The following is a 19,485-nucleotide window of genomic DNA, read 5'->3' on the forward strand; positions in this document are numbered from 1 at the left end:
GGCCCGGCGGTGCAGGTCAGCGCGTGCGGTAGCTGCGGACGTGAGCCACTCGCAGCACGTGAGGCAGTGCCGCGGTGTCGCGGGTGCCGTCGGCACGCGGGAACTCGTACACGTCGAGCATGAGCTGCACGGGGCAGTCGATGCGCTGCGCCACGGTCTTGACCCAGCGCCCGTCGACGAAGAAGCGCACCCGGTCCCGCGTCCACTCCACCGCGTAATCGTGGAAGTCGGTGAGGTCGCCCTCGACCCGGATCTTCTCGAAGTCGGTGCGCAGGCGAGGGTCGTTCTGGGCCTTGACGCCGACGCCGACGAGTCCGCCGTGCTCGCCGATCTCATGACCGAAGATCTCGGCGACGCAGAGCTCGCCGCAGTCGGCGGGCTGTTCTTCGAACCCGATCGGCCAGAACGCCACCATGACGTCGGGATGCCGCACCGCGGCCATCCTCACCTCGATGACGCCGTGGTGCACCAGCCAGCCCCGGTGCTCGGGCTGCTCCTCGCGCACGCGCAGACCGGTCCGGAATCGATGCTGTCCGAGTTCGCTGCCGACAGGGCCGGAGTGCTGTCCCGTCTGCAGGTGCGAGACGCGCACCTGTCCGTCAAGGTCCGGCGCCCACGGTTCGGTGTCGGCGTCGATCCGCAGCTCGAGGCCACCCGGGCCGATCGACCAACGCGCGGCCGAGGCATCCCGCGCCGACCAATGCGGCGTGTAGAACGGCCACCAGCGCGCCTCGTCGAGCCGGTCGCCCTCGAACTGCTCGTCGACGTCCGGCTGCCGACCGGCGAGATCGAGCGGCGACATGTCGAGCACCCAGATGTTGAAGGTGAGCTCGGCCCCACGCCACGGCTCGGTCAGCGACCCGCCATGCTCGAAGCCCGCACCACGGCACAGCGCGTTGGACGCCGGGTTGTCGACCCCGGGGTAAGCGACCAGGAGTGAACGGTCGCCCCGGGCGGCCACCTCCCCGATCAGGAGGCGCAGCGCCTTCCGCGCGATCCCGCGCCCCTGCCACCCCGGCAGCACGTTCCACCCGGTCTCCCACGCCGGTGTGCCGTCGTGCTCGGCCTTCCAATAGCCGATTCCGCCCACCGGATCGCCGTCAGCCTCGATGCGATACATGACCGCGTCGCCGGACTCGCGCCACCGGAGGTACTTCTCATGGCGTGCGCTCAGCTGCTCCGGCGTCTCGGGGCCGCCGAGGTGCGCGGTCATCTCGGGAGTGTTCGCGGCCTCGAGGAGGAACAGATCGTCGACGCCCCACGGCTCCAGCTTCACGTGAGGGATGGCGCTCATCGCTCCAGTGTGCTCGCCCGCGCCGACACGCGTGGTCGCAATCGGCGATCGCGGCCGATCGAATCGGGCGCGCGTGCCGCTTTCCGCAGCGCGAGCACGCCGTTGCCTAGGCTGGGTCGCGGCGGGCGACGATGCCCGGAAGCGAGGAGCGAGCGTGGCCACGAGCAACATCGAGATCGCACAGCAGGCCGAACTCTGGCCGATCACCCGGATCGCCGAAGAACTCGGCATCCCCGAGGAGGCTCTCGAGCCGTACGGGCGTCACAAGGCCAAGGTCGCCCTCTCGCACCTGGCCGCATTGCGCGATCGGCCGCGGGGCCGGCTCGTGCTCATGACGGCGATCTCGCCCACGCCCGCCGGCGAGGGCAAGACGACCACGACCGTCGGACTCGGCGACGCGCTCAACCGCATCGGCGAGCGCGCCATGATCTGCCTGCGGGAGCCTGCGCTCGGCCCGGTGTTCGGCATGAAGGGCGGCGCCGCCGGCGGCGGCTACGCCCAGGTCGTGCCGATGGAAGACATCAACCTGCACTTCACCGGGGACTTCGCGGCGATCGCGGTGGCGACGAACCTGCTGGCCGCGCTCATCGACAACCACATCCACCACGGCAACGACCTCGGCATCGACGTGCGCCGCGTGACGTGGCGGCGTGTGCTCGACGTCAACGACCGGGCACTGCGCGACACCGTGATCGGCCTCGGCGGGCCGGGCAACGGCTACCCGCGCGAGGGCGGCTTCGACATCGTGGTCGCCAGCGAGGTCATGGCGATCTTCTGCCTCGCTTCGAGCCTCGAAGACCTCAAGAACCGTCTCGGCGAGATCGTCGTCGCCTACACGCGCGACCGTGCCCCGGTGCGGGCGCGTGATCTGCACGCGCACGGTGCGATGGCCGCGATCCTGCGCGACGCGCTCGCGCCCAACCTCGTCCAGACGCTCGAGCACACGCCGGCGTTCGTGCACGGCGGCCCGTTCGCCAACATCGCTCACGGCTGCAACTCCTTCATCGCGACCGACTCGGCGCTGCGGCTGGCCGACTATGTCGTGACGGAAGCGGGGTTCGGTGCGGACCTCGGCGCCGAGAAGTTCGTCGACATCCTGTGCCGCTCGACCGGCCTGCGCCCCGACGTCGCGGTCATCGTGGCGACCGTGCGCGCGGTGAAGTATCACGGCGGCGTCGAGGTCGCCGACCTCGCGAGCGAAGATGTCGGCGCCGTCACCCGAGGCATCGTCAACCTCGAGCGGCACCTCGCGACCGTCCGCGAGACGTGGGGCATCCCCGCGGTGGTCGCGATCAATCATCGAGCCGAAGACACGGATGCCGAGATCGCGGCCCTCATCGGAGCGGTCGAGGCCGCGGGGGCCCGCGCCGTGGTGGCGAAGCACTTCGCGGACGGCGGTGCCGGCGCCGAAGACCTCGCCCGTGAGGTCGTGCGGCTGTGCGCCGAGCCGGTGGAGCGCGAGCTGCGATTCACCTACCCCGACGAAGCGGGCCTGTGGCAGAAGATGAGCGCGATCGCGACGCGTGTCTACGGGGCATCCGCAATCACCGCCTCGACGGCGGTGCGCGCGCAGATCCGCCGCCTGCAGGAGGACGGCTACGGCGCGTATCCGGTCTGCGTCGCGAAGACGCAGTACTCGTTCTCGACCGATGCGAAGTTGCGCGGGGCGCCCACCGGGCATTCCGTCGACATCCGCGAGGTGCGTCTGGCGGCGGGAGCGCGCTTCATCGTGATGGTCTGCGGCGACATCATGACGATGCCCGGGCTGCCCGCGGTCCCCGCGGCGAACACGATCGACGTCACCGAGGACGGGCGGATCGTCGGGCTCTTCTGAGTCCGCGATGCGAATGCTCCGCCCGTCCGAGGCTGGGCGGGATGCTCGTCATGCGGGCGCCCGGGTACGGTGGAACGTCGGCTTCGTCTGAAGCGCCATCTGCTCGCGCCATGCAGGCGCCCTCGCTGCGACGACATCCGCCCCCATCGACATCAGCCAAGGAGCCCGTGTGGACGAACACGCCCCCATCCCCGATCGACCGCGCATCTCGGTCGTGACCAACGACGACGGCACCGGATCGGTCACCGTCGACGGCAGCATGCGCACCGTGAACGCCCGCGATGCGGCCGGAGCCCGGGAGGCGGTTCTCGCGCTGGTCGTCGAGGTGGCTCAGCAGCACGGACGCCCCGTGCGGGTCGCGGCCAGCGGCAGCGAAGGCGTCAGTGCGCTGATCGTCGCGCCGGACGGATCGGTCGAGGAGGGCATCGAGGCGGACGACCTCGGCGCCACCGCGCCCCAGCCGGCCGCGCCGTCGGTGACCGCGCCGCCGGTGACCACGCAGCCCGCGACGGCGGCACCCGCCACGACGACTTCGATACCGGTGGTACCGACGACCGCGGTGCCCACCGCAGCGCCCACGGCAGCGCCGGCAGCGGCGTTGCCGAGCGAACCCGCGACTTCGCCAGCGGCGCCGGCCGCGGCATCCGATGAGCAGTCCTTCACACGGCGCGACGCGCGGCTGCTGACCGCGCGCGACTTCGCCGAGTCGGCCCAGACGCCCACGCGGATTCTTGCCACCGAGGGCGTGCGCGGCGGATTCAACAAGATCGGCTTCCGCCTGGCGCCGGGCAAGAAGGAGCAGGCCAAGCGCGATCGTCACGACACCATCCAGCGGGCGTTCACCGGTCGCAAGACCATCGCGGTGATCGGCGAGAAGGGCGGCGTCGGCAAGACCACGACCACGTATCTGCTCGGCGCGACGCTCGGGCGGGTGCGTGGCGGCAGCGTGCTCGCGTGGGACAACAACGAGTACAAGGGCACTCTCGGCATCCGTTCACTGACCGCGCCGTCGCACGACCGCACCGCGATCGACCTGTTGCGCCATGTGAACGAAGGCTCCGGCCAGCTCAGCTCGGCCGACCTCATCGACTTCGTGCGCGGCCAGCGCGACAACAAGTTCGACGTGCTCGCCTCGCAGAATCTCGACGGTGACAGCGATGTGATCGACGAAGAGGCCTTCGGGCTTCTGCACGACACGCTGAGCGGCTCGTACCGCGTGATCATCGTCGACACCGGCAACAACTCCAAGGCGGGCACGTGGCAGTCGGCGGTCGCCGCGGCGGACGTGCTCGTGCTCACGACGATCGTGAAGGAAGACAGTGCCCGCACGCTGGCGTCGATGGCCGACACGCTCGTCGCCCACGGCCACGAGGCCAAGCTGCGCAACGCCGTCACCGTCATGAGCCACCCCTCGCCCACGAGCCATCCTGACCTCGAGCAGCGACTGACGCGCCACATGGGCGAGCTGACGCGACAGGTCGTCGCGGTGCCGTTCGACGTCTCGCTGGATCGCGGCGACGTGATCGACTACGACGCCTTGACCGACGCGAGCCGCGAGGCCTGGATGGAGGTCACCGCGGCCGTCGCCGCGGGCCTGCGCTAGCGCGACGGGCGGCGATGGCGCTGTCGGGTCCGCACAACGAGCCCGTCCGATGCCGTCGCCGGGCTTTGTGCATACTCGCCAACCGGCTTGCCTCTGTGTTGTAGGAAGTCCTACCGTCTCAGTGACTCTTCCTCTCGCGACCCGAAGGTGATGCACATGGCTGACGCCGCCGTCCGCACCAAGAAGCCCGCCGTCCACAAGCGCACGCCCGCCGGCGGCGCCCCGACCGCCGCGCACACCGCGGAGGAGGCATCCGAGCCCCGCATCGATGTCGCCGCCGTCACGAACCTGCTGCTCGGCACATGGGGCGAGACCCGCCGCACCGCGCGCGAGATGATCAAGGACCCCGCCTTCTGGCGGATCGACGGCCAGCCCATGCCCGATCACCGCGAGCGGGTGCTGACACAGCTGCACCTGCTCGTGGAGCACGGCGGCTCGCGCCGCGCGTTCCCCGAGGAGTACGGCGGCCAGAACGACAACGGCGCCAACCTCGCCGGCTTCGAAGAGCTCGTGCTCGCCGACCCGAGCCTGCAGATCAAGTCGGGCGTCCAGTGGGGCCTCTTCGGCTCGGCGATCTTCCAGCTCGGCACCAGGACGCACCACGAGAAGTGGCTTCCCGGCGTCATGGACATGAGTCTTCCCGGCGCATTCGCGATGACCGAGACGGGGCATGGATCAGATGTCGCGGCCATCGGCACGACGGCCACCTACGACCCCGACACCGAGGAGTTCGTCATTCACACGCCGTTCCGCGGCGCGTGGAAGGACTACCTCGGCAACGCGGCGCTGCACGGCAAGGCGGCGACCGTGTTCGCGCAGCTGATCACCGGTGGCGTCAACTACGGCGTGCACTGCTTCTTCGTGCCGCTGCGCGACGAGAACGGCGACTTCCTGCCCGGCATCGGCGGAGAGGACGACGGGGTCAAGGGCGGCCTCAACGGCATCGACAACGGGCGCCTGCACTTCGACCACGTCCGCGTGCCCCGTGAGAACCTGCTCAACCGCTACGGCGACGTCGCCCCCGACGGCAGCTACAGCTCAGAGATCGCCAGCCCCGGCCGTCGCTTCTTCACGATGCTCGGCGCCCTCGTGCAGGGGCGCGTGTCTCTTGACGGCGCCGCCACCACCGGCACCGCGCTGGCGCTGTACATCGCGCTGACCTACGCCAACCAGCGCCGTCAGTTCGACTCGGGCGCGGGCAGTGAAGAGGTGGTGCTGCTCGACTACGGCAAGCACCAGCGGCGCCTGCTGCCCCTGCTGGCCCAGAACTACGCTCAGTTCTTCAGCCATGACGAGCTGCTGCGCAAGTTCGACGGCGTCTTCTCGGGTCGCACCGACACCGCCGAGGAGCGCGAGGACCTCGAGACGCTCGCGGCGGCCCTCAAGCCGCTGTCGACGTGGAACGCGCTGGCCACGATCCAGGAGGCCCGCGAGGCCTGCGGCGGGGCCGGCTTCCTCGCCGAGAACCGCATGGTCGGGCTGCGCCAGGACCTCGACGTCTATGTCACTTTCGAAGGCGACAACAACGTGCTGCTGCAGCTGGTCGGCAAGCGGCTGCTGGCCGACTACGCCAAGCAGTTCAAGGGGAAGGATGCCGCGGCCCTGGCACGCTTCGCGGTCGCGCAGACCGCGGGCAAGCTCTTCCACGGTGCGGGCCTGCGCCAGCTCGGGCAGGCGGTGGCCGACTTCGGCTCGACGGCCCGCTCGGTGGAGCTCGGACTGCGCGAGGACCAGCAGCACGAACTGCTCGCCGGCCGTGTGCAGCAGATGGTCGCCGACGTCGCGGGCGCCCTGCGCCCGGCATCCTCGCTCTCGCCGGCCGAGGCCGCTGCGCTGTTCAACAGTCACCAGGCCGAGCTCATCGAGGCGGCCCGTGCCCACGGCGAGCTGCTGCAGTGGGAGGCGTTCACCGACGGCGTGCACCGCATCTCGGACGAGGGCACGAAGCGTGTGCTGACGTGGTTGCGCGATCTGTTCGGCATGCAGCTGATCGAGAAGCACCTCGCCTGGTATCTCGTCCACGGGCGGCTGTCGACCCACCGCGCGGCATCCGTCTCGCGGTACATCGACCGGCTGTCGTCCCGGCTGCGGCCGCACGCGCAGGACCTGGTGGACGCGTACGGCTTCGAGCCGGAGCACGTGCGCGCGCCGATCGCGTCGGGCGCCGAGCGCGAACGCCAGGACGAGGCACGCGAGTACTACCGTGCTCTCGCGGCCTCGGGCGAGGCGCCGGTCTCGGAGAAGTCGCTCAAGAAGAAGGACCGCGCGAGCCGATAGTCACGGAACGGTAACGATGGCCGGAGACCGTGTCAGGGTCCAGATCTCGCGAACATTTCGCTGATGAAGGCACCTCGCTGGGCACCGCGGCTCGGGCTTCGCGCGGATGGAGGGTTTTCAGGAGGGGATCGCGTCGGGAAACGCGCTCCCCTCCGACACCCTCCCGCTCGTGCGGCGGTGAGTCAGCGTCGTCAGCTGTCCGACCAGCCGCACATGCCGCATTCGCCGGTCGCCGAGACCTCGACGAAGCAGTTCGGGCACGTCGCGCGCAGGCGCTCGGGGATGGTCGGCTTCGCGGGCCGGCGCTCAGCAGCCGCACGCGAGGATCGCGCGGAACGGCCCGGGGCGACGTATGCCGCGACGACGGGCCGCTGGAGCACCGGACGATGCTCGGCGCAGTAGAAGCGGACATAGCCGTCGTGATTCTTGGGGTGACGGTGCTTGTACGCCCACAGCTCGGTGCGCGGACGCGGCTCGGAGTCCGTCCCGCACGTGAAGCAGCGTGTCGGCTCGCCGGGGACGATGTCGGCCACCACCACGAGCGTGTCGAACGGGATGGCGTCCCGCCAGTCCGATGATGCGACGATCTTCATGGGGAGCCTCCTGCGCGCAAGCCCGAATGGGCTCAACACTCAACGGTAAGCGACCGGAGCGCCCTGCGGATACCGGGTCTCGGGTCCGTTCGTCGCTCGTTGCCGGTTCGTTCGCCGTATGTGTACGCGGATCCGGCCTGTCCGTACGACGGCCGAGGCCCTGTCCCGGGCCGGCCGTAGGCTGGCGCGGTGAACGTACGAACCGGAACTGATGGCCTCGCGCGCTGCGCGTGGGTGGGCGACGACCCGGAGTACGCGCGCTATCACGACGAGGAATGGGGTCGGCCACTGCACGGCGACCGGCCGCTCTTCGAGAAGATGAGCCTCGAGGGGTTCCAGGCGGGGCTGTCGTGGATCACGATCTTGCGCAAGCGACCGCGGTTCCGTGAGGTCTTCGCGGGCTTCGACCCCGAGGTCGTCGCTCGGTTCGGCGAGGCCGACATCGAGCGGCTGATGACGGATGCCGGCATCATCCGCAATCGCGCCAAGATCCTCGCCACGATCTCCAACGCCCGGCTCGTGCTCGAGCTCGAGCCCGGGGAGCTGGACGCGTTCATGTGGTCGTTCGCCCCCGACCCGGCCGGGCGTCGGCGGCCGCGATCCTTCGCCGAGGTCCCGGCGACCACGGCGGAGTCGGACGCGATGAGCAAGGCACTCCGCAAGCGCGGCTTCCGATTCGTGGGCTCGACCACGATGTACGCCCTGATGCAGTCGGCCGGCATGGTCGACGACCACGTCCAGGGTTGCTGGCGCGCGGAGTGAAGCCATCCGCCTCGGTCCATGCTGAGGAATGAATACCGGGCTCCGGCGGTTCCATGAGCCGGAGGAACCACATGGATTACGGACACGCCCTCGAGTTCGGTGCGTTCATCACGCCGGCAGCCGCCGACCCGCAGGCCCCGGTCGAACTGGCGCAGCTGGCCGAGGCATCCGGTCTCGATCTCGTCACCTTCCAGGACCACCCTTACCAGCCGGCTTTCCTCGACACGTGGACGCTGATGTCGTTCGTCGCGGCCCGGACCGAGCGCGTCCGCATCTCGCCGAACGTGCTCAACGTGCCGCTGCGCCCGCCGGCCGTCGTGGCGCGAGCCGCGGCCAGCCTCGACCTTCTCTCGGGCGGCCGATTCGATCTCGGCCTCGGCGCCGGCGGCTTCTGGGACGCGATCGAGGCGATGGGCGGAACCCGTCTGACCCCGGGTCAGGCGGTGAACGCGCTGGAGGAGGCCATCGACCTCATCCGCGAGCTGTGGCGCACCGACCAGCGCGGCGGCGTCTTCACCGACGGCCCTCACCACCGGGTGCACGGCGCCAAGCGCGGCCCGCGCCCGGCCCACGACATCCCGCTCCTCATCGGCGCCTACAAGCCCCGCATGCTCGCCCTGACGGGGCGCAAGGGCGACGGATGGCTGCCGTCGCTCGGTTACATGCAGCCCGGCGACCTGCAGAAGGGCAATGCGGCGATCGACGAGGCCGCGGCGTCCGTCGGCCGCGACCCGCGTGAGATCCGCCGGCTGCTCAACATCGGTCAGCTCGCCGCCGATCCGGCGGAGTTCGCCGAGCGCCTCGCGCGGCTGGCCAGCGAAGACGGCATCGGCACGTTCATCATCGCCGCCGACGATCCGCGGCTGCTGCGGTTCTTCGGCGAGGAGGTGGCGCCCGCCACACGCGAGCTCGTCGCGAAGGAGCGCGGGGCCCGCGGCACGGAGCAGGCGCCGCGGCGCTCGTCGGCGGCCCTGTCGGCACGGCGCCCCGGCATCGCGTACGACGAGGTGCCGGCGGGCCTGCGCGCGATCGAGCCGGGCGACTTCGAGTACGGCGACGTCCGCGCGACGTACATGCGCGGCGGAGCGCCGGGGATCGTGCTGCAGCCCGAGACGGCGGCCCAGGTGGCCGAGGCGCTCGCATTCGCACGGCGGCATCCGGGCCTCCCGCTCGCGGTGCGCAGCGGCGGGCACGGCATCAGCGGCCGCAGCACCAACGACGGCGGCATCGTGATCGACCTGCGGCGCCTCAACGCGATCGAGGTGCTCGACGAGGAGCGACGGCTGGTGCGCATCGGTCCGGGCGCGCGATGGGCCGAGGTCGCCGCGGCGCTGGGTGAGCATGGCTGGGCGCTCACGTCGGGCGACTACGGCGGCGTGGGCGTCGGCGGGCTCGCGACCGCGGGCGGCATCGGGTTCCTCGCGCGCGAGCACGGCCTGACGATCGACCACCTGCGCGCGGCCGAGGTCGTGCTCGCCGACGGATCGATCGTGAGGACGGATGCCACGACCCATGCCGACCTGTTCTGGGCGATCCGCGGAGCCGGCGCCAACGTCGGCATCGTGACGTCGTTCGAGTTCGAGGTGGACGAGGTCGGTCAGGTCGGCTGGGCGCAGCTCGCGTTCCAGGCCGACGACATGGCGGCCTTCCTCGAGGGGTACGGCACGATCGTCGAGTCCGCGCCCCGCGACCTCACGGTGTTCCTCCTCGCGGGCGGTCCACGGCCCGGTCAGCCGCAAGTCGTCCAGCTCTACGGCCTCGTCGACTCCGACGATCCCGACACGATCATCGCGCGTCTTCAGCCGTTCGCCGAGCTCGCGCCGCTCGTCCAGCAGTCGGTGCAGCTCACCCCGTACGCGCAGGTCATGGCGAACGCCGATCTCGGTCCGCAGCACGGCTCGGGAGAGCCGCACTCGCGGTCGGGGCTCATCGAGCACGTCACGCCGGCGTTCGCCGAGACGGCGGCGGCGATGCTGGCATCCGGCGCGATCCCGTTCTTCCAGTTGCGCGCCGTCGGCGGCGCCGTGTCGGATGTCGCCGAGGATGCCACCGCCTACGCCCACCGGTCGGCGAACTTCTCCGTCGTGGCCCTCGGCTCGGACCCGGCACGGCTCGACGCGCAGTGGCGTGCCCTGGCCGAGCACACGGCGGGTATGTACCTGAGCTTCGACTCCTCGCTGCGGCCCGAACGCATCGCCGAGGCGTTCCCGCCGGCGACGCTGGAGCGGCTGCGCGCGATCAAGGCGGCGTACGACCCGACGTGCGTCTTCCGCGACAACTTCGCGATCGAGCCGGCCGAGTCCGCCGACGCCGCCTGAGCCGAGACGGCATCGAGCAGGATTCAGGAAGCGGGATGTCCTCATCGGTGGGCAGAATGTAGGTCGCACCGTCGAGAGGACTCCATGGCCGAGGCATCCGTCCCCCATATCGCCGACACCCACTCCGTCATCCGGGTGGTCGGAGCGCGAGAGAACAACCTGAAGAACGTCTCGGTCGAGATCCCGAAGCGGCGGCTCAGCGTCTTCACCGGCGTCAGCGGCTCGGGCAAGTCCTCGCTGGTCTTCGCCACGATCGCCAACGAGTCGCAGCGGCTCATCAACGAGACGTATCCGACGTTCGTGCAGCAGTTCATGGGGCAGCTCAATCGTCCCGAGGTCGACGGTCTCGAGAACGTCAGCCCGGCGATCATCGTCGACCAGGAGCGCATGGGCTCCAACTCGCGCTCGACCGTCGGCACGGCGACGGACGCGCACGCGATGCTGCGGATCCTGTTCAGCCGCATCGGCGCGCCGCACGTCGGGTCGCCCCAGGCGTTCTCGTTCAACATCCCGTCGGTCAAGGGCAGCGGCGCGATGACGGTCGAGCGCGACAGCGCGAAGGGCAGGCCCGAGCACCGGACGTTCGAGATCACCGGCGGCATGTGCCCGCACTGCGAGGGTCTCGGCGAGGTCAGCGACATCGACCTGGACGAGCTCTACGACAAGACCAAGTCGCTGGCGGAGGGCGCGCTCACCATCCCCGGGTACAACGTGGACGGGTGGATGGTGAAGGGATTCACCGAGTCGGGCTTCGTCGACCCGCACAAGCCCATTCAGGACTACACCGAGCAGGAGCGCGCGGACTTCCTCTACAAGGAGCCGACGAAGGTCAAGATGGCGGGCATCAACATGACCTACGAAGGTCTCGTGCCCAAGATCACCAAGGCGATGCTGCAGAAGGACCGCGACTCGCTGCAACCGCACATCCGGGCCTTCGTCGAGCGGGCCGTCAAGTTCATGCCATGCCCCGACTGCGGCGGCACGCGCCTGAACGAAGGCGCGCGTTCATCGAAGATCGACGGCGTGAGCATCGCGGATGCCGCGGCCATGCAGATCACCGACCTCGCCGAGTGGCTCGCCACGATCGGCGACCCCGCCGTCGCCCCACTGATGGCCGGCTTGCGCAAGACGATCGGCTCGTTCATCGACATCGGGCTCGGATACCTCTCGCTCGACCGCGGGGCCGGCACGCTGTCGGGCGGCGAGGCGCAGCGCACCAAGATGATCCGGCACCTGGGGTCGGCGCTCACCGACGTCACGTATGTGTTCGACGAGCCGACGGCGGGTCTGCACCCCCACGACATCCAGCGTATGAACGACCTGCTGCAGCAGCTGCGCGACAAGGGCAACACGGTGCTGGTCGTCGAGCACAAGCCCGAGGTCATCGAGATCGCCGACTACATCGTCGATCTCGGACCCGGGGCGGGGCGTGCGGGTGGCGAGATCCAGTACACCGGCGACGTGGCGGGACTGCGGACCTCGGGCACGATCACGGGCCGGCATCTCGACGACCGTGCACGCATCAAGCCCTCGACGCGGGCGCCCAAGGGGGCGCTCGAGATCCGCGGTGCGACGCAGCACAACCTGCGCGAGGTCGACGTCGACATCCCCCTGGGCATCCTCACCGTCGTCACGGGCGTCGCCGGCTCGGGCAAGTCGTCGCTGATCCATGGCAATGTGCCGGCCTTCGACGACGTGGTCGTGGTCGACCAGTCACCGATCAAGGGCTCGCGCCGGTCGAGTCCGGCGACCTACACCGGCCTGCTCGACACCATCCGCTCGGCGTTCGCGAAGGCGAACGGGGTCAAGCCCGGCCTGTTCAGCGCGAATTCCGACGGCGCGTGCATCGCCTGCAAGGGGCTCGGCGTGATCATCACGAACCTGGGCTTCACGCAGAGCGTCGAGACGCTGTGCGAGGTGTGCGACGGCACCGGCTTCAGCGACGAGGTGCTCGAGTACCGCCTCGACGGCAAGAACATCGCCGAGGTCCTGGCGATGTCGGCGGATGAGGCATCCGTGTTCTTCACGAAAGGTCCCGCGCACACGACTCTCGCGCGCATGATCGACGTGGGCATCGGCTACATCACGCTCGGCCAGGCGCTGAACACCCTCTCGGGCGGCGAACGGCAGCGGCTCAAGCTCGCGATCTCGATGGCGAAGAAGGGCGCGATCTACGTGCTCGACGAGCCGACGACCGGGCTGCACCTCGCGGACGTGCAGAACATGCTCGGGATGCTGGACCGCCTGGTCGAAGCCGGCAACAGCGTCATCGTGATCGAGCACCATCAGGCGGTCATGGCGCACGCCGACTGGATCATCGACCTCGGGCCCGGAGCCGGGCACGATGGCGGCGAGATCGTCTTCGAGGGGACCCCGGCCGACCTCATCGCGAACGGCGAGACGCTGACCGCCCAGCACCTGCGCGAGTACGTCGCGGGCTGAGCCCGCCGGCGCTGCGGTCACATGGGTGATTGTCCCCATGGAGTGCCTCTGATCAGGCAGATTACGCTCGTCGGTGTGGACGCATGCCGTCCGTTCGCACACCACGCGACGGGTTAGGCTGAGGCGTTCCCCTGGGCTCTTGGGGTAGTCGGGGACGCCTCACGTCGGTCCTGCGCGACGGCGCACGATGCCCCAGAGGAGGCGGCGTTTCTTCATGAGGTTGTTCGCTGGGCTTCGTGCCCGACCTCGCGCGCTCGCGTCCGCAGGTGCGGTCACGGCCGCGGCGGTCGTGGTCACGACGCTCGCGTTCATCTACGAGGGGCTTCCCACCACCGAAGTCGACCTGCACGACGGCGGGGTCTGGGTGACGAAGGAGTCGGCTCTGCTCGTGGGCCACTTCAACCACGAGTCCCAGGTCCTGGACGCCGGGCTCCGCACCGTCAGCGACGACTACGACATCCTGCAGTCCGGGTCGACGGTGCTCGTCGTGGACGAGGCGGATTCGACGCTCGCGGTCGTGGATCCGGCGAACGTCGCGCTCGGCGAGCCGGTCGACCTGCCGGGCGCGGCCAAGACGGTCCTCGGCGGGCAGACCGTGGCGGTGCTCGACACGGCCTCGGGTGACCTGTGGGTCGCGCCCGCGCAGAGCGCGGGCTCGCTGAAGGTGCAGGGAAACGATCCCCTCGTGAACCTCGGCAAGGGGGCGGATGCCGCAGTCGGCGTCGACGGGACGGTGTACGCCGTCGCCCCCGCCAGCGGTGAGATCATCGTCGCGCGCACCGACGCCGAGGGCGAGCCGGCCGAGCCGGAGCGCCGCAGCGTCGAGGGCCTGCCCGAAGACGCGGCGGCGTCGATCACGGTGGTGGGCGACCAGCCGGTCGTGCTCGACGCCGACACCGGCACCGTGTACCTGAACGGCAGCCAAGTCCCCGTGAAGGGTGCGACGGCGCTTCAGCAGCCGTCCGCGGCCGCCGATGTCGTCGCCGTCTCCACGTCCTCGCAGCTCGTCGCCGTGCCCTTCGATGGCTCGAAGCCGAACGCGGTGGACGCCGGAGGCGAGGGATCCGCGGCCCCGCCGGTGCTCCTCGACGGCTGCACGTATGCGGTGTGGAGCGGCTCCGGCAGGTTCCTCCGCGATTGCGCGGGCGACGCCGACGACCTCGAGACCGACGTCGCGGGCATCGAGCCCACGTCTGTCCTGCGCTTCCGCGTGAACCGCGACGTCATCGTGCTCAACGACGTCATCGGCGGAGCGACGTGGATGGCGGCCGAGGATCTGCGACGCGTCGACAACTGGGAGGAGATCACCCCTCCGGAGGGTGAATCCGAAGAAGACGAGCGCACGTCGGAGGACACCACCGAGACGACGCTGCCCGAGCGCTCCGACGTGAACACGCCGCCGACGGCGACCGACGACGACTTCGGCGTGCGTCCCGGGCGGACCACGATGCTGGCGGTGCTCGACAACGACAGCGACCCCGACGGCGACATCCTGACCGCGCGCGTGACCGGCGACGGGCCGTCGTTCGGCGAGATCCAGGCCGTCGAGAACGGGCGCGCACTGCAGATCGCGGTGCCCGAGGATGCCACCGGCTCCGCGAGCTTCACGTACGAGATCACGGATGGCCGGGGCGGCTCCGACACCGCGACGGTCGATCTGACGGTCCACGGGTGGGACGTCAACGAGGCCCCGAAGCCCAAGCGCGTGACGACCGTGGCCGTGGAGGCCGGCGGTGTCGTGACGTACAACCTGTTGCCGGACTGGTACGACCCGGACGGCGACGACGTCTTCCTCAAGTCGGCCGTCGCGGCGGACGGCGACGAGTCCGACTTCACCTCGGACGGGCGCGTGACGTTCCGTGCGGTCGGAGGGACGCAGGGGCGCAAGGACGTGCCCGTCGTCGTGTCGGACGGCACGGACGACGCCATCGGCGATGTGCGGTTCGACGTCAAGCCGATCGGGACGACGGTTCCGGTGACCAACGCCGACTACGTCGTCGTGCGCGCAGGGCAGACCGCGACGGTCTCGCCGCTGCTCAACGACGTCAGCTCGACCCGCGAGCCGCTGCGGCTGGCGCGCGTGGACGAGGTGGACGGCGCGACCATCGCACCGGACTACCCCAACAAGACGTTCTCGTTCCGCGCCGACACGGCGGGGACGTACTACGTGCAGTACCTCGTCGCGGCCGGTGTCCAGCCGGTCCCGGGCCTGGTCCGCGTCGACGTGGTCGAACAGGGCGAGACCGACCTCCCCCCGGTCGCGGTGCGCGACGTCGCACTGCTGCCGAGCGGCGGCGAGGTGCTGGTCGACGTGCTGCAGAACGACAGCGACCCGAACGGCGGCATCCTCGTCGTCCAGTCGGTGACAGTCGAGCCGGGCGCGGGGATCGCGGTCGCCGTCCTCAACCACGAGACGCTGCGGATCACCGATCAGGCCGCGCTGGCGCAGCAGGTGCGGGTGTCTTACCGCATCTCGAACGGGTCGCAGCAGGCCGAGGCCGATGTGATCGTCATCCCGGTGCCGGCACCCGCCCAGCTGCGCCCGCCCGTGGCGAACGATGACACGGCGGTGGTGCGCGCGGGGGATGTCGTGACGATCCCGGTGCTCGACAACGACTACCACCCGAACAACGATGCGATGCATGTCGCGCCGCAGCTCGTCGAGCCGCTCCCCGAGCCGGAGTCGGGTGAGATCTTCGTCTCGCAGGACACCGTCCGCTTCCGCGCGTCGGACGAGCCGGGCACGGTGTACGCCACGTACGAGGTCGTCGACAGCACGGGCCAGAAGGACGCGGGCTACATCACGATCCAGGTCGTGCCGGTCAATGCCGAGACCAACGCGGTTCCGCGCCCGCGCGACATCACGTCGCGCGTGCTGAGTGGCAGCCGTGTGCGCATCGGGGTGCCGCTGGACGGCATCGACGGCGATGGCGACTCCGTCGAACTGGTGGGTGTGGAAACGCCGCCGAGGAAGGGCCGGATCGTCGAGACCGGCTCGGACTACCTGGTGTACGAAGCGTTCGGAGACACCGCGGGCGTCGACGGTTTCACCTATCGGGTGCGCGACCGCCTCGGCGCAGAGGCGACCGCCACGATCCGAGTCGGCATCGCGCCGCCCGAGTCGGCGAACCAGTCGCCCTACGCCGTGAAGGACTCCGTCGTCATGCGCCCGGGTCGCAGCGTCGCCGTGCCGGTCATGGCCAACGACTCCGACCCCGACGGCGACCGCATCGACCTGGTCTCGAACGCACTTGTGCTGTCCGACGAGGACGGCCTGGAGGCCGAGGTCAAGGGGGGCCGCGTCGTCGTGACCTCACCCGATCAGCCGGTCGAGACGTCACTGCAGTACTCCATCAAGGACGAGCGCGGCGCGCGAGCCACCGCTGTGCTGCAGATCACCGTCGCCGAGGACGTGCCGCTGCTCCCGCCGATCGCGCGCGATGACTACGTCCGCGCCGCCGACGTCGAGGACGGCCTGGCCGACGTGGACGTGCTGGGCAACGACGAGGACCCGGACGGCACGATCGACGCGCTGAGCGTGACCATCACGGATGCTGCGACCCGCGTCCGCTCCGACGGCACGGTGCAGGTCACCCTGCGCGACGACTCGCAGCTGATCCACTACACGCTCACCGACGAGGACGGGAACGAGGCATCCGCCTTCATCCACGTTCCGGGACTCCTGAAGCTGCCGCCGACGCTGACGACCACGGCGCCGATCGAGGTGCGCAGCGGCGAGACCGTCGAGATCCCGCTGTCGAAGCACGTGCGAGCCGTCGACGGCGGCCGCGTGATCGTCACCGAGGCGGCGAAGGTGGCTGCGGCGCACAGCAACGGGGCCTCGCTCATCAAGGACGAGGCGACGCTCGTCTACACCTCCGCCTCGGGTTACTTCGGAGACGACGCGATCACGTTCGAGGTGACGGACGGAACGGGCCCCGACGACCCCGCGGGGCGCACGGCGACGCTGACCCTGCCGATCACCGTCCTGCCGCCCGAGAACCAGCAGCCCACGTTCGCGAACGGGCAGATGGATGTCGCGCCCGGCGAAGCGGCGAGCAGTCTCGACCTGGCAGCTCTGACGGACGATCCCGACCCCGACGACCTCGACGGCATGCAGTACGAGATCGTGGGTGGATCTCCGGACGGCATGACGGCGGCGGTCGAGAGCGGCGAACTGCGCGTGAGCGCCGCGGCCGACACGCCGAAGGGCAGCGCGGCGACGATCGCACTGCGCATCTCGGACGGCGTCACCGACCCGGTCGACGGTTCCGTGAACGTGCGCGTCACCGCGTCGACACGGCCCCTGCCCACCGCGAACGACGACGTCGTCGACGAGGCGCACCAGGGCAAGACGCAGAACGTCGCCGTGCTCGCGAACGACTTCAATCCGTTCGAGGGTGACGGCAAGCCGCTCAAGATCACGACGGCATCCGTCGATACCGGTGACGGCACCGCGAAGGTGACGGGCGAGAGCATCGAGGTGACGCCGGACGACTCCTTCTTCGGCACGATGGTGGTGCGCTATCGCGTGCAGGACGCCACGGCCGACGTCGATCGCGAGGTCGAAGGCCGGATCCGGCTCACCGTGCAGGGGCGGCCGGACGCCCCCGGAACGCCGACGGTGTCGAGCGTGCAGGATCGCACAGTCGTGATGTCGTGGACGCCCCCGGCCGACAACGGGGCAGAGATCACGGGGTACACCGTCTCGTCGACCTCCGGTGCGTATTCCAAGAAGTGTCCGGCGACGACGTGCACGCTCGATGGGCTGACCAACAACGTCGAGTACAACTTCACGGTGATCGCGACCAACCGCGTCGGCGATTCCGACCCGTCGGCGCCGTCCGCGACGGCACGCCCCGACGCGCGGCCCGACACTCCGCAGGCGCCCACGCTCGGGTTCGGCGACCGCAGCCTGAAGGTGGCGTGGGCGACCCCGCCGACCCCCGGCTCTCCGGTGGAGTCCTTCAACCTGCAGATCTCGCCGGCACCGCCGTCGGGCGTGTCGCTGAAGACCCAGGTCACCGGCAACAGCCTCGTGTGGGAAGGGCTCGAGAACGGCGTCTCGTACCAGGTGCAGGTGCAGGCGGTGAACCGGGCGCCCGAGCCGTCGAGCTGGAGTGCGTGGTCGCTCGGCCAGATCCCTGCGAAGGCGCCCGATGCGCCGGCCGCCCCCACGATGAACCGTCTCGACCCTGTCGGCGACCAGTCGCAGCTCGAGGTCGTGTGGAGCCCGCCCGCGAGCAACGGCGATCCTATTTCGGCGTACCAGGTTCAGGTGCTGCACGGCGGAGCGGTCACGAACACGATCGACGTGAGTGGCAGCGCCACCCGTCAGGTGATCAACGTGCCGAACTCGACGACGAACTACGCGTTTAAGGTCCGGGCGAACAACAAGGCGGGCTGGGGCGATTGGGGTGCGGCATCCGCGCCGATCCGCGCCGTGGGAGTTCCGGGCTCGCCGACGAACGTCACGCTCAGCACGCCTGACCCCGACAACTCGGTGGTCGTGACCTACACGAACGCTCCCGGCAACGGCACGGACCAGTCCGAGATGACCTACGAGTACTCGCTGAACGGCGGAACCTGGACCGGCTTGCAGGCCGGTGGGAAGATCACCGGCCTGTCGACGTCGACCGACTACACCGTGCGGCTGCGGGCGAGCGTCAGGTCCGCGAGCACGTCGTTCGACGACGGGTACAACTACTCCGGCGAGCCGTCGGCGGCATCCAACAGCGTGCGGCCATACGGCCCCGTCAACACGCCGGGGGCGAGCGCGACGGCCAACGGCACGACGGTCACGTACTCGTGGTCCGCACCCGCCGACAACGGACGCACGATCCAGGTGATGCAGGTAAACATCAACGGCGAAGGCTGGAAGAACGTCGGCCGGACCGGCAGCGAATCACGGAGCCTCGGCTACAGCACGACCAGCAGCATCCAGGTCAAGGCGATGGACACCGAGAGCCAATGGTCCGCGGTTGCCACCGCCTCGGCCACGACGATGCCGCGGCCGCAGCCGACCGCGACGACGGTGAAGGGCGTGTCCGGCTACTGGCCTGGTCAGTGCGAGCACTCGTCATGCGCAAGGATCTCGGTGGATGTCACGAACTTCGCTGCGGGCGACTATCAGGTCCGATGCAACGACAACGAGCCCCAGGACGGCCCTGGGACCTGGCGGAACGCCTACATCCCCGCCGACGGGCGGGTCGACCTGACCTGCTTCTTCGGAAATCCGGGGTACCAGGTCTGGATCGACATCCAAGGCGGGACGCCCGGCAGTTCGGCGCCCCTCACCTGGTACTAGCGCGGCGCGGGGTGCGGACGTGACCATGGGTGTTTGTCCCCATCGATGCCGCTGA

9 protein-coding genes are annotated in these 19,485 nt (G+C 69.9%); 7 read left to right on the forward strand and 2 right to left on the reverse strand.

Features of this window, described 5'->3' with window-relative positions; all coding sequences use genetic code 11:
- Positions 1-16 precede the first annotated feature (16 nt).
- Complete coding sequence (locus ACLKM7_RS07405; RefSeq protein WP_436446512.1) at positions 17-1,294, reverse strand: GNAT family N-acetyltransferase; 1,278 nt, start codon at positions 1,292-1,294, stop codon at positions 17-19.
- A gap of 154 nt (positions 1,295-1,448) precedes the next feature.
- On the opposite strand from ACLKM7_RS07405, the gene ACLKM7_RS07410 reads away from it, so the two are divergent.
- The 3 genes from ACLKM7_RS07410 to ACLKM7_RS07420 all read left to right on the forward strand — a co-directional run bounded on the left by ACLKM7_RS07410 (position 1,449) and on the right by ACLKM7_RS07420 (position 7,008).
- Positions 1,449-3,128, forward strand: coding sequence for a formate--tetrahydrofolate ligase (locus ACLKM7_RS07410; RefSeq protein WP_436446513.1), 1,680 nt, complete (start codon positions 1,449-1,451; stop codon positions 3,126-3,128).
- Positions 3,129-3,297: 169 nt separating this feature from the next.
- On the forward strand, positions 3,298-4,731 hold the full coding sequence (locus tag ACLKM7_RS07415; RefSeq protein WP_436446514.1) for a MinD/ParA family ATP-binding protein: 1,434 nt from the start codon (positions 3,298-3,300) through the stop codon (positions 4,729-4,731).
- A gap of 156 nt (positions 4,732-4,887) precedes the next feature.
- Positions 4,888-7,008 carry an acyl-CoA dehydrogenase family protein gene (locus tag ACLKM7_RS07420; RefSeq protein WP_436446515.1) on the forward strand — a complete coding sequence of 707 codons (2,121 nt, stop codon included), beginning with the start codon at positions 4,888-4,890 and terminating at the stop codon, positions 7,006-7,008.
- A 191-nt stretch (positions 7,009-7,199) separates the two neighbouring features.
- On the opposite strand, the gene ACLKM7_RS07425 is transcribed toward ACLKM7_RS07420, so the two are convergent.
- Positions 7,200-7,601, reverse strand: coding sequence for a glucose-6-phosphate dehydrogenase (locus ACLKM7_RS07425; RefSeq protein WP_436446516.1), 402 nt, complete (start codon positions 7,599-7,601; stop codon positions 7,200-7,202).
- Positions 7,602-7,790: 189 nt separating this feature from the next.
- On the opposite strand from ACLKM7_RS07425, the gene ACLKM7_RS07430 reads away from it, so the two are divergent.
- The 4 genes from ACLKM7_RS07430 to ACLKM7_RS07445 all read left to right on the forward strand — a co-directional run bounded on the left by ACLKM7_RS07430 (position 7,791) and on the right by ACLKM7_RS07445 (position 19,430).
- Positions 7,791-8,363, forward strand: coding sequence for a DNA-3-methyladenine glycosylase I (locus ACLKM7_RS07430; RefSeq protein WP_436446517.1), 573 nt, complete (start codon positions 7,791-7,793; stop codon positions 8,361-8,363).
- 71 nt (positions 8,364-8,434) lie between these two features.
- A complete protein-coding gene (locus tag ACLKM7_RS07435; RefSeq protein ID WP_436446518.1) occupies positions 8,435-10,681 on the forward strand; it encodes an LLM class flavin-dependent oxidoreductase in 2,247 nt (748 codons plus the stop codon).
- A gap of 84 nt (positions 10,682-10,765) precedes the next feature.
- Entirely contained in the window at positions 10,766-13,123 is a 2,358-nt protein-coding gene (locus ACLKM7_RS07440) for an ATP-binding cassette domain-containing protein (protein ID WP_436446519.1), read from the forward strand.
- Between the two features lie 214 nt (positions 13,124-13,337).
- The gene (locus ACLKM7_RS07445; protein ID WP_436446520.1) at positions 13,338-19,430 is read left to right on the forward strand and encodes an Ig-like domain-containing protein; all 6,093 of its coding nucleotides are present in this window, start codon (positions 13,338-13,340) and stop codon (positions 19,428-19,430) included.
- Positions 19,431-19,485 lie beyond the last annotated feature (55 nt).

The sequence above is a fragment of the Microbacterium sp. I2 genome, from assembly GCF_051364985.1.
Classification (GTDB): domain Bacteria; phylum Actinomycetota; class Actinomycetes; order Actinomycetales; family Microbacteriaceae; genus Microbacterium.